The organism is Microbacterium sp. 01T413_2 (genome assembly GCF_056398985.1).
In genome coordinates, this window is the sequence record NZ_JBFTQL010000033.1 from 63,015 (window position 1) to 74,910 (window position 11,896).

Genomic DNA, 11,896 nt, shown 5'->3' on the forward strand with positions numbered 1-11,896 from the left:
CTGACTCCAAAGGAACGCACACCATGTCGAACCTCCGCGGCACCGTCCGCCTCACCGGCGTCGCCGTCCGCGCGATGCTCGTGCTCACCCTCCTCCTCGGCGTCGGGTACACCCTCGCGATCACCGGCATCGGCCAGCTCGCGCTGCCCTGGCAGTCGAACGGATCCCTCGTCGACGCGAAGGGGCGACCCGTCGGCGGCTGGGCCGGCGGTGACGCGCCGCTCGGCAGCGCGCTGATCGGGCAGTCCTTCACCGACGCCAAGGGCGAGGCGCTGCCGCAGTACTTCCAGCCCCGCCCCTCAGCGGCCGGCAAGAACGGCTATGACCCCACGGCCTCGGGCGGCAGCAACCTCGGGCCCAACAACCCCGACCTCGTCAAGGCGATCGCCGAGCGCCGTGCGGCGATCGCGGCGCGCGAGCACGTCGCCGCATCCGCGGTCCCTGCGGACGCTGTCACCGCCTCGGCGTCGGGCCTCGATCCGCAGATCAGCCCGGCGTACGCCCTGCTGCAGGTGAACCGGGTCGCCGAGGCGCGCGGCCTGGACGCCTCCGCAGTCCGCTCGCTGGTGGAGTCTAGGATTCAAACGCGCGATGCGGGCTTCCTCGGCGAGGAGCGGGTGAACGTGCTCGCGCTGAATCAGGCCCTCGACGCCCTGCAGCGGTGAGAACCGGCGACGAGAGAGCACCTGCAGTGAGCGAGGCGATGATGGGCGCGAGGCGCGAGGGGGGATCCGGATCCCGCGGACGCCTGCGCGTGCTGCTGGGTGCGGCGCCCGGCGTGGGCAAGACCTACGAGATGCTCGGCGAGGGCCGACGTCTCGCCGAGGCCGGGCGCGATGTGGCGATCGGGATCGTGGAGACGCACGGTCGCGACGCGACCCTGGCGCAGACCCGGGGCATCGAGCAGGTGCCGCGCCGGGCCGTGTCGCACCGCGGGGTGCAGCTCGATGAGCTCGACCTCGACGCGGTGCTCGCCCGTCGGCCAGAGCTCGCGCTCATCGACGAGATGGCGCACACCAACGCGCCCGGATCCCGCAACGCCAAGCGCTGGCAGGACGTGCAGGAGCTGCTGGACGCGGGCATCGACGTGATCACCACGGTGAACGTGCAGCACATCGAGTCGCTCAACGCCGTCGTCGAGAAGATCACCGGCGTCGTGCAGCAGGAGACCGTCCCGGACGAGGTCATCCGCGACGCGGACGAGGTGGAGGTCGTGGATCTCGCCCCGCAGACCTTGCGCGACCGGCTGTCCGCGGGCCAGGTGTATCCGGCCGAGCGCATCGACGCGGCGCTGTCGAACTACTTCCGCCTCGGCAACCTCACGGCGCTGCGAGAAYTGGCGCTGCTGTGGCTGGCGGACGAGGTGGACAGCGCGCTGCGCAGCTACCGCACCCAGCACGGCATCGACAGCGCCTGGCAGGCCAGGGAGCGCGTAGTCGTCGCCCTCACCGGTGGACCGGAGGGCGAGACGCTGCTGCGCCGTGGCGCCAGGATCGCGGCGCGTTCGGCGGGCGGGGAGCTGCTCGCCGTGCACGTCACCACGCAGGACGGCCTGCGCGGCGATCGCCCTGGCGCACTCAGCGCCCAGCGCGGCCTCGTGGAATCCCTGGGCGGCAGCTACCACCAACTCGTGGGCGACGACGTGCCGGGCGCGCTGGTCGAGTTCGCGCAGTCCGTCGACGCCAGCCAGCTCGTGATCGGAGTGAGCCGGCGCTCCCGGCTCTCCGCAGCGCTCACGGGGCCGGGCATCGGCGCGGAGATCATCCGCCGCTCCGGGGACATCGACGTGCACATCGTCACCCACGCCGCCGCAGGCGGGCGCGGACCGCTCCCCTCGATCAGAGGCGGAGCCCTCGGGTGGCGGCGCCAGCTCATCGGCCTCGCCGTGGCCCTGGTCGGCGGGCCGCTGCTGTCCTGGCTGCTGTTCGCGCTCAAGGCACCCGGATCCATCACCACCGACGTGCTCAGCTACCAGCTGCTGGTCGTCGTGGTGGCGCTCATCGGCGGCCTGCGGCCGGCCCTCTTCGCCGCCGTGCTGAGCGGGTTCACGCTGGACTTCCTCTTCGTCGATCCGCTGTTCACCGTCACGATCGCGGATCCGCTGCACGCCCTCGCCCTCGCGCTCTACGTCGTGATCGCGGTGCTCGTGAGCATCGTCGTGGACCAGGCGGCCCGCCGCGCCCGCGCCGCCCAGCGCGCGGCCGGGGAGGCCGAGCTCCTCGCCGCGGTGGCGGGCAACGTGCTGCGCGGCGACAGCGCCCCCACCGCCCTGGTCGCACGAGCACGCGAGGCGTTCGGACTGAGCGGCATCCGGCTGCTCTCCCCCGACGGCGCGGTGATCGCCGCCGACGGGGAGCCGCTCGCCCGGAGCGACGAGGATCCGAGCGAATCCCCGGCCGGAGAATCCGCCGCAGCAGGATCGGCGTCGGCATCGACCGCCGCCGGGCGCGTCGAGACCGTGCCGGTCGGCATCGGAGCGGATGGACAGCCGCGCGCGATCCTCGAGCTGCACGGGGCCGACCTCGACGCGGCGGGACGCCGGCTGCTCGACGCGATCGTGGCGCAGCTCGCCGCCGCGATCGAGCACACCGACCTGCGCGAGACCGCGAGCCAGGCCGCGGTGCTCGCCGAGACCGATCAGGTGCGCAGCGCCCTACTCTCGGCCCTGAGCCACGACCTGCGCCGCCCGCTCGCCGCCGCCGTCGCCGCGGTCGGCGGACTGCGCAGTGCGCACCGCCTCTCGGCGGAGGACCGCGCCGAGCTCGTCGAGACCGCCGACGAGAGCCTCGCCACGCTGTCACGCCTGGTCACCGACCTGCTCGATGTCAGCCGCGTGCAGGCCGGTGTGCTGGCGGTGTCGCTGGGCCGGGTGGATGCTGCGAGCGGCGTGGTCTCGGCGCTGGACGAGCTGTCGCTCGGCCCCGCCGATGTCGAGCTCGCCCTGGATCCGGTGCTGCCGGCGCTGCGCGCGGATCCGGTGCTGCTGCAGCGCGTGCTCGTGAACCTGCTCACCAATGCCGTCCGGCATTCGCCCGACGGCGTCCGCGTGATCGTGTCGACGAGCCGCCTCGGCGAGCGCGCGGAGATCCGCGTGGCCGACCGGGGCGAGGGCATCCCCGAGGACCAGCGCGAGAGCGCGTTCCTGCCGTTCCAGCGCCACGGCGACACCGACAACACGACGGGGCTCGGCCTCGGCCTCGCCCTGTCCCGCGGTTTCGCCGAGGGCATGGGCGGTACGCTGACGGCCGAGGACACCCCCGGCGGCGGCCTCACGATGGTGGTGTCGCTGCCGCTCGCGGATGCTGGTTTCGAAGCGCGCACTTTGCCGTATCCGAGCACGGAATACGACCATTTGCGCGCTTCGAACGGCGAGAGCCCCACGACGGACGGAGATCCTCGATGAAACTGCTCGTCGCCGACGACGACCCGCAGCTCGTGCGCGCCCTGCGGATCACGCTCGCCGCGCACGGCTACGACGTGATCGCCGCCCCCGACGGCGCCGCCGCGATCGCGATGGCCGCGCAGGCCCACCCCGACATCGTGCTGCTCGACCTCGGCATGCCGAAGCTCGACGGGATCGCCGTGATCGAGGCGCTGCGCGGCTGGAGCGACGTGCCGATCCTGGTCGTGTCGGGCCGGACCGGATCCGCGGACAAGGTCGAGGCCCTCGATGCGGGCGCCGACGACTACGTCACCAAGCCGTTCCAGATCGACGAGCTGCTCGCGCGGCTGCGCGCCCTCGCCCGCCGCCGCGGCGGAGCACCGGCCGAGTCGTCGGTCGCCTTCGGCGAGGTGGAGGTGGATCTGGCAGCCAAGGCCGTGACGCGCGGCGGATCCCGCGTGCACCTCACTCCCACGGAGTGGCAGATCCTGGAGCATCTGGCCCGCCACCCCGGCGCGCTCGTGACGCGGCAAGAGCTGCTGCGCGAGATCTGGGGCACCGAGCAGATCACCGACACCGGCTATCTGCGGCTGTACCTGTCGCAGCTGCGCAAGAAGCTCGAGCGCACTCCGAGCGCGCCGGAGCACCTGCTCACCGAACAGGGCATGGGCTACCGGCTGGTGCTGGATCCGGCCTGATCCCCCGTTCTGACGAACGGGCGAGACTATAGTCTGAGATCCCAGACAGCCGGCTTCGAAAGGTTGTTGGTATCGCTCTCACCGAGTGCCAACATGAGGCAACGGCGGTCGAAGACGCCCGCCTCCGGCCTTTGGGAGCCATATGTCCAGCAATCACACCCCGATGTCTTTCGGACGACAGCTCGTGCGTCGCAAGCCGATCATCTTTCAGCGCCGGCACCATCAGGGTGAGGAGCTGTCCCGCAATCTGGGGACGTTCCAGCTGATGATGTTCGGYGTCGGCGCCACCGTCGGCACCGGAGTCTTCTTCGTCCTCAGCAGCGCGGTCCCCCTCGCGGGGCCGGCGGTCATCCTCTCGTTCCTGCTCGCGGCGATCGCCGCGGGGCTGTCGGCGCTGTGCTACGCCGAGCTCGCGTCGGCGATCCCCGTCAGCGGGTCGAGCTACTCGTACACGTATCACGCGCTGGGTGAGGGGCCGGCGGTCCTGGTCGGCGGCGCGGTGCTGCTCGAGTACGGCCTCGCCGTCTCGGCCGTCGCGGTCGGATGGAGCGGGTACTTCAACGAGCTGCTGCTGCAGCTGTTCCACTTCGAGCTGCCGACGGCGCTGTCGCTGACGTTCATCCCGAACCCGGACGGGTCCGCGAACGGCGGGTTCATCAACCTGCCCGCCGTGGTGCTGATCGGTCTGTGCATGCTGCTGCTGATCCGCGGTGCGTCGGAGTCCGCGACCGTGAACGCGATCATGGTGTGCGTCAAGCTCGGCGTGCTGCTGCTGTTCGTGGTCCTCGCGTTCACCGCATTCAACTCCGACCACTTCGCGAACTTCTTCGGGCAGGCGTCCGGGATCAGCGGGGCGGCGGGCGTGATCTTCTTCTCGTACATCGGACTCGATGCGGTCGCCACCGCGTCCGAGGAGGTGCGCAACCCGCAGAAGGCGATCCCGCGCGCGATCATCGGTGCGCTGCTGATCGTCACCGTCATCTACGTCCTGGTCTCCGTCGCGGGCCTCGCCGCCGAGCCCGCCAGCTGGTTCGCGACGAAGGAGGCCGGCGAAGCGGGCCTCGCGAAGATCCTGCTGCATGTGACCGGGAGCCCGATCTGGCCGATCGTCCTGTCCGCAGGTGCGGTGATCTCCGTGTTCTCCGTGACCCTGGTCACCCTCTACGGGCAGACCCGCATCCTGTTCTCGATCTCCCGTGACGGCATGGTCTCGAAGAAGTTCGAGCGCGTCAGCCCGAGGTTCGGCACCCCCGTCTTCAACACCCTCACGGTGTCGATCATCGTCGCCCTCGTCGCCGGGTTCGTGCCGGCCGACTACCTGTGGGACAGCGTCTCCTTCGGCACTCTGGTCGCGTTCAGCATCGTCGCGATCTCCCTGATGGTCCTGCGCCGCACCCACCCCGAGATCGAGCGGCCGTACAAGGTCCCGTTCGGCCCGTGGGTCGTGCCGATCCTCACCGTGCTGGTGTGCGTGTACGTGCTGACCCAGCTGCAGCCCATCACCTGGATCATCTGCATGAGCTGGCTCGTGATCGTGTTCCTGTTCTACGTCGTCTACGGGCGTCGCAAGGCCACGCTGAACACCTACACGTCCGACGAGGAGATCTCCGAACCCATCCACCCCGAGCTCGAAGACCAGGCCRAGTGATGTACCTCGTCGGCTACGGCCCCCACAACAACGACCGCTCCGCCATCGAACTCGCCTGCCAGTTCGCCCGCTCCGAGCCCCAGCCGGTCCGCGCCGTGTCCGTCGTMCCGCAGGGCTGGGGCACTCCGCTCGCCGGCGGCACCGACCGGGAGTTCGAGGACTGGGCGGCGAGCGAGGGCGAGATCACCGCCGAGGAGGCGCGCGCCGACCTCGCCCAGCACCCCGGCGTCGACGGCACGGCGGTCTGGGTGAGCGGGCGCTCCGTGCCGCAGGCCCTCGTCGAGCAGGCGATGGAGCATGAGGCGCGGATGCTCGTGGTCGGTTCGAGCGGCGACGCCGAGCCCGGCCGCATCAGGCTCAGTTCGAAGACCGACCGGCTCGTGCACTCGTCGCCGGTGCCCGTGGCCATCGCGCCGCGGGGCTACCGCACCGACAGCGGCGTGACCCGCGTCACGGTGGCGTTCCGCGACGACGACGCGAGCTGGTCGCTGCTCACCGGCGTCGCCGAGATCTGTCGGCGCACGGGGGCACGGCTGCGCGTGGTGACCTTCGTCGTCGCCCCGCCCCGCCGTCCCGTCACGTCCCGGATGGGACACGCCGAGACCCAGGTGATCGACCTGTGGCGGATGCAGGCGGGCAACGCGCAGCACGAGGCGGAGGGGTTCCTGCGCTCGCAGGGCTTCGACGACGACACGCTCACGTTCACCATCGCCGAGGGATCCGACTGGGCCCGCGCGATCCGTCGGCTCGACTGGGAGGAGGGCGACATCCTCGCCATCGGCTCCTCGTCGACGCACCCGATCGCCCGCGTGTTCCTGGGATCGAGTGCGGCCAAGATCATCCGCTACGCGCCGGTCCCCGTCGTGGCCGTACCCGGTGCGGCCACGACGGAGTGAGCCGGATCCGAGGATCAGCCGCAACGAACGAGGATCTCCCATGCCCGACGAGAAGACCCCCGACTACGACGCCGTCATCGTCGGAGGGGGCCACAACGGACTGACTGCCGCGGCATATCTCGCCAAGGCAGGCCGCAGCGTGCTCGTGCTCGAACGCGACGACCACGTCGGCGGTGCGGCCGTGTCCGCCCAGGCGTTCGAGGGCGTCGACGCCCGGCTGTCCCGCTACGCGTACCTGGTCAGCCTGCTGCCGCAGCGGATCATCGACGACCTCGGGCTGGACATCAGCCTCGTCCGTCGCCGCTACTCGTCGTACACGCCGGATCCGCTCGACCCGGCCCGCGGCCTGCTCGTCGACCGCGCGGCCGATGCTGAGGGCGCCCGCGCCGATTTCGCGCGGGCCGGGGTCGGCCCCGAGGACGTGGCGGCCTGGGACGAGCTCTACGACGAGACGCGGCGGATCGCGGAGGCGCTGTTCCCGACCCTGACCGAGCCGCTGCCGACACGCGCCGAGGCGAAGGCCCGTCTCGGCGAGGACGAGGTCTGGGACGCGTTCATCGAGCGCCCGCTCGGCGAGACGATCGACGCACGGTTCCGCAGCGACCTGGTGCGCGGCATCGTCGCGACCGACGGGCTGATCGGGACGTTCACCAGCCTCGACGATCCGGCGCTCGACGCGAACCGCTGCTTCCTGTACCACGTGATCGGCGGCGGCACCGGCGACTGGGACGTGCCGGTCGGYGGCATGGGCGCGGTCTCGGGCGAGATCGCCCGAGCCGCCGCGGCCGCCGGGGCGACCGTCCTCACGGAGGCCGAGGTGCTGTCGGTGACCCCAGCCGGTGCCGGCGCCTTCGCGGGCACGGCCACGGACGCGGCGACGGACGTGGCCACGGTGCAGTACCGCCACGGCGGGGAGGACCGCACGGTCACCGCGCGGACGATCCTGTCGAACGTCGCGCCCGCGGTGCTCGAGCGGCTGCTCGGCGACGCCGGGCCGTCTGACACGTCCGGCGTCGCGGATGGCGCCGCCGCGGTCCGTCCCGAGGGCGCACAGGCGAAGGTGAACCTGTTCCTCACCCGGCTGCCGAGACTCCGCGACGAGACCGTCGCGCCCGAGGCGGCGTTCGCAGGCACCTTCCACATCAACGAGCTCGGCGTGCAGCTGCGGGCCGCCTTCGAGCGCGCAGAGGCGGGCGAGCTGCCGGATCCGATGCCGTGCGAGATCTACTGCCACACGCTGAGCGACCGGACGATCCTGGGCGAATCTCTCCGCGACACCCCCGCCCAGACTCTCACCCTGTTCGGCCTGCACGTGCCCGACCGCCTCGTCGACCGGATCGGCAACGACGAACTGCGCGACCGGATCCGGACCGCCGTGCTCGCCTCGCTGGACTCGGTCCTCGCGGAGCCGATCGAGGACGTCCTCGCCGTCGATGCGGCGGGCGCGCCGTGCATCGAGGTCAAGACGACGCGCGACCTGGAGGAAGCGCTCGCGATGCCGGGTGGCAACATCTTCCACGGGCCGCTGTCCTGGCCCTGGGCCGAGGACGGCGCCGAGCTCGGCACTCCCGCCCAGCGCTGGGGCGTGGCGACCCGCTTCCCGGACGTGCTGTTGTGCGGATCCGGCGCGGTCCGCGGCGGCGCCGTCTCGGGCATCGGCGGCCACAACGCCGCGATGGCGGTGCTCGAGGCCGACGCCGCGGGCTGAGCCGCAGCGTCGTGCCGCCCCCTCAGGTCGCACTCCCGCCGCTCAGGTCGCACTATCTGCTGTGAAGGGGCCTCCATCGGAGCAGTTTCTGCGACCTGAGCGGAGGTGAACCTCCCCCGGGTCCTGAGCGGACGCGAGCCTCCCCCCGGTTCCTGAGTGAGCACCGGCACCGCCGAGCGCGCACCCCACGATCGCCGGCTCACACGTCGCGGGAGCGCCAGAGCAGCCAGACGAAGTACGGCGCGCCGAGCACGGCGACCACGAGCCCCGCGGGCAGCTGCGCGGGCGCGATGACCGTGCGCCCCACGGCATCGGCGAGGCCCACCAGCACCGCCCCGAGCAGCACCGCGACCGGCACCACGCGCGCATGCCGCGCGCCGACCAGCGCGCGGGCGGCATGCGGGGCGACGAGGCCCACGAAGCCGATCACGCCGACGGCCACCACGCTGAATGCGGCGAGCAGCGCGGCCACCGCGAGGATCAGCAGGCGCGACCGCTCGAGCTTCACGCCCAGTACGCGCGGGGTGTCCTCGTCGAGGGCGAGCAGATCCAGCTCCCGGCCGCGCAGCAGCACCACGGGCAGCGCGATCAGCAGCACCACGGCCAGTGGCACGACCTGCTCCCAGATCCGGCCGTACGTCGTGCCGCTCAGCCAGGTGTAGATCTTCGGGGTGTCGAAGGGGCTTGCGCGCAGCAGCACGAACGAGGTGAGCGCGACCGCGGCCGAAGAGACGCCGACCCCGATGAGGATGAACCGGTCCGCGCTGAGCCCGCCGCGCCACGACAACAGGTAGACGAGGGCGAACGCCGTGATCGCGCCGACCACCGCCGCCACGAGCATGCCGAACGTCGAGGCCGCTGCGCTGGTCACCACGAGCACGGCGCCGAGCCCCGCCCCGCCGGTGATGCCGAGCAGTCCCGGATCGGCGAGCGGGTTGCGGCTCACCGCCTGGGTGAGGCACCCGGCGAGCGCGAGGGCCGCCCCCGCCGTGACCGCGGCGATCACCCGAGGCGCACGCTCGTCCAGCGCGAACGCGATCTGCGGCGGCGCCTGCCCCTGCAGCCAGAGCAGCAGGTCGCCGGTGAGCAGCGGCGTCGCACCGAGCAGCAGGCCGGCGATCACGACCGCGACCACCAGCACGGCCGCGATCGCGAGCACCAGCCGGAAGCGCAGCGGCCCTCGCACGCCGAACCGGATCGACGGCGGCCGCCGCGTGGGTCCGGAGTCGCGCAGCCGCCGCGCCATCACCACGAGCACGACGGATCCGAGCACGGTCGTCGCCACGCCCGTGGGCACCGCGATCGCACCCTCGGCGCCGATGATCAGCCGCAGCAAGGCGTCGGCGAGGATCACCACGAGCGCGCCGATGAGACCGGAGGCGGGCAGCAGCAGGGCATGACGGCCGAGACCCGGCACGATCCGCACGAGCAGGCGTGCGAGCACGGGCGCGCACAGTCCGACGAACCCGAGCGGACCGGCAAGGGTGACGGCGGTCGCGGTCAGCAGCACCGAGAGCAGGATCCCGAGGATGCGCGTGGAGCGGATCCGCACGCCGAGGGACGCGGCCAGATCGTCGCCGAGGGCGAGCACGTCGAGGCGGCGGGCGAGGAGCAGCGCCAGCAGTCCGGCGACCACGACGACCGGCGCCGCGCGCAGGAAGGCCTCGAGCCCGAGCTGCGAGAGGCTGCCGCTCCCCCAAGCCAGCAGCCCCTTGGTCTGCTCGCTGAACAGGATCAGCAGCGCCGAGGTCGCGGCCTGGAACGCGAGGGCCAGCGCGGATCCGGCCAGCACGAGCCGGGTCGTCGAGGATCCGGCGCCCCCCGCGAGTCCCAGCACGATCACGGCCGCGACGAGTCCGCCGGCGAACGCGACGATCCCCGATGACCAGAACGGGACCGAGATCCCGAACGCGGCGACCGCGGTGACGGCGAGATACGAACCCGCCGTCACGCCGAGCGTGTCGGGCGAGGCCAGGGCGTTGCGCGCCAGCGACTGCATGAGCAGGCCGGCCATGCCGAGCGCGACGCCGACGGCGACGCCCGCGGCGAGCCGCGGCAGGCGCGCACCGAGCAGGATGTCGGGGTTGGCCCAAACGGCCCCGCTCGTGCCCTGGGTGAGGTGCCAGCCCGCGGCGGCGACGAGGGCGAGGGCGAGCAGGACCAGCACGCCGACGGCGCCGAGGCGGGCGCGGACGGCGGACGCAGGGCTCGCGCCCGCTTCTCCGGTCATCGCCCGCACATCCGTGCCCGCCTCGGCCGTCCGTTCCGCCGCCCCGCGCGCAACCGGCCTCGCAGGATCCTGCTCGTCCACCCGCATCGAGCTCACCGCCGTCGGCTCACTTGCCGAACGCGGCGACGTACGCGTCGGCGATCTTCTCGGCCGAGCGCGGTCCGCCGAACGTCCAGATGCCGCTCGGGAACGCGTGGATGCGCTTCTCCTTCACCGCCGGGATCGAGGCCCAGGCCGGGTTCTTCTGGGCCGCCGTGATGAAGCTGTCGCTGTCGGGGTCATCGGTCCCGGTGTGCAGCAGCGTCGCGGATCCGACCGTCGCCATGCCCTCGATGTCGGTGCTGCCGAGCCCGTACGCGGGGTCGGTCTCGCCCTTCCACACGTTCGTGAGCCCCAGCTCGGCGCCGATCGCGCCGATCAGCGAGCCGGTGCCGAAGGGGCGCAGCGACACGGTGCCGCCGTCGACCCAGCCATCGAAGTACACGAACTCGGTGCTGGAGGGCTTCGCCGCGGCCAGGGTCTTCTTCGCCTCCGCGAGGTGGTTCTTCATCTCCGTCGTGACGGCCTCGGCCCGTTCGGTGCGGCCGGTGGCCTGCGCGATGAGGCCGAAGGTCGCGAGCAGCTGCTTCACCGGATCCTTCGCGTCGGCGCCGATCGTGACGAGCACGGGCACGCCGTACTTCTCGAGCTGGCCGATGATCGCGTCGTCGCGGGCCTGCGCCTCGACGATGACGAGGTCCGGCTTGGCCTGGAACAACGCATCGAGGTTCGGCTCCTGCCGGGTTCCCACGTCCTTCACGCCCTCGGGCAGCGTCTCAGCCTTGTCCCACTGCCGGTAGCCGGCCGCATCAGCCACGGCCACGGGCGTCACGCACAGGGTGAGCGCATCCTCGACCTGCTGCCACTCCAGCACCGCGACGCGCGCGGCGGGCTTGTCGAGCTTCACGGTGCGGCCGAGGGCGTCGGTCACAGTGACCGGCCCCGTGGCGGTGGTCGTGGAGTCCTTGGCGCACTCGGCGCTCGCGGCGGGTGCGGCGCTGCTGGTGGGCGCCGCGACGGAGGTCGTTCCGCAGCCGGCGAGGGCGAGGGTGCTGGCGGCGAGCAGTGAGAGGACGGCGAGGGGCTTGCGCATGGTTCTCCAGGGTCGGTGAGTCGGTGGGTCGGGGTGGTCGGTGGGTCGGGACGGTCGGGTTGCTGAAGGCTTGGTCAGGGGTTGGCGGATCCGGTCGCGGCGGCCGAGCGCGGGCGCAGGCGCGGTGGCCGTCGGGCCGATGGGGCGCCGTGGGCGCGTCGGCGCGCGTCCGCTCGCGGTCAGACCAGCTGCGGCTCGCGTG

At 72.3% G+C, this 11,896-nt stretch carries 8 protein-coding genes; 6 read left to right on the plus strand and 2 right to left on the minus strand.

Translation table 11 applies throughout. The features are described from left to right. Window positions 1-23: 23 nt before the first annotated feature. The 6 genes from kdpC (at window position 24) to AC1DMN_RS15735 (ending at window position 8,332) form a co-directional block, all read left to right on the plus strand. Window positions 24-665 (plus strand): potassium-transporting ATPase subunit KdpC, encoded by a 642-nt coding sequence (gene kdpC / locus AC1DMN_RS15710; protein WP_477229798.1) that lies wholly within the window; start codon window positions 24-26, stop codon window positions 663-665. Between the two features lie 41 nt (window positions 666-706). Next, window positions 707-3,403, plus strand: coding sequence for an ATP-binding protein (locus AC1DMN_RS15715; protein ID WP_477230350.1), 2,697 nt, complete (start codon window positions 707-709; stop codon window positions 3,401-3,403). Then, window positions 3,400-4,080 carry a response regulator gene (locus tag AC1DMN_RS15720; RefSeq protein WP_440732995.1) on the plus strand — a complete coding sequence of 227 codons (681 nt, stop codon included), beginning with the start codon at window positions 3,400-3,402 and terminating at the stop codon, window positions 4,078-4,080. Before AC1DMN_RS15715 ends, AC1DMN_RS15720 begins: the two co-directional genes overlap by 4 nt. A gap of 142 nt (window positions 4,081-4,222) precedes the next feature. Then, window positions 4,223-5,728 carry an APC family permease gene (locus tag AC1DMN_RS15725; protein WP_477384555.1) on the plus strand — a complete coding sequence of 502 codons (1,506 nt, stop codon included), beginning with the start codon at window positions 4,223-4,225 and terminating at the stop codon, window positions 5,726-5,728. Further along, complete coding sequence (locus tag AC1DMN_RS15730) at window positions 5,728-6,624, plus strand: universal stress protein (protein WP_477230351.1); 897 nt, start codon at window positions 5,728-5,730, stop codon at window positions 6,622-6,624. Before AC1DMN_RS15725 ends, AC1DMN_RS15730 begins: the two co-directional genes overlap by 1 nt. 40 nt (window positions 6,625-6,664) lie before the next feature. Beyond that, entirely contained in the window at window positions 6,665-8,332 is a 1,668-nt protein-coding gene (locus AC1DMN_RS15735) for a phytoene desaturase family protein (RefSeq protein WP_477229800.1), read from the plus strand. Between the two features lie 199 nt (window positions 8,333-8,531). Here the strand turns inward: AC1DMN_RS15735 and AC1DMN_RS15740 are convergent, their stop codons facing one another. Further along, window positions 8,532-10,562, minus strand: coding sequence for an iron ABC transporter permease (locus AC1DMN_RS15740; RefSeq protein ID WP_477229801.1), 2,031 nt, complete (start codon window positions 10,560-10,562; stop codon window positions 8,532-8,534). Between the two features lie 106 nt (window positions 10,563-10,668). Continuing rightward, on the minus strand, window positions 10,669-11,694 hold the full coding sequence (locus AC1DMN_RS15745; protein ID WP_477229802.1) for an ABC transporter substrate-binding protein: 1,026 nt from the start codon (window positions 11,692-11,694) through the stop codon (window positions 10,669-10,671). Window positions 11,695-11,896: the final 202 nt, after the last annotated feature.

Bases quoted from the DNA above. Each gene is read 5' to 3' on its own strand.
- kdpC (WP_477229798.1), top strand. From the start codon at position 24: ATGTCGAACCTCCGCGGCACCGTCCGCCTCACCGGCGTCGCCGTCCGC.
- AC1DMN_RS15720 (WP_440732995.1), top strand. From the start codon at position 3,400: ATGAAACTGCTCGTCGCCGACGACGACCCGCAGCTCGTGCGCGCCCTG.
- AC1DMN_RS15740 (WP_477229801.1), bottom strand. From the start codon at position 10,562: ATGACCGGAGAAGCGGGCGCGAGCCCTGCGTCCGCCGTCCGCGCCCGC.
- AC1DMN_RS15745 (WP_477229802.1), bottom strand. From the start codon at position 11,694: ATGCGCAAGCCCCTCGCCGTCCTCTCACTGCTCGCCGCCAGCACCCTC.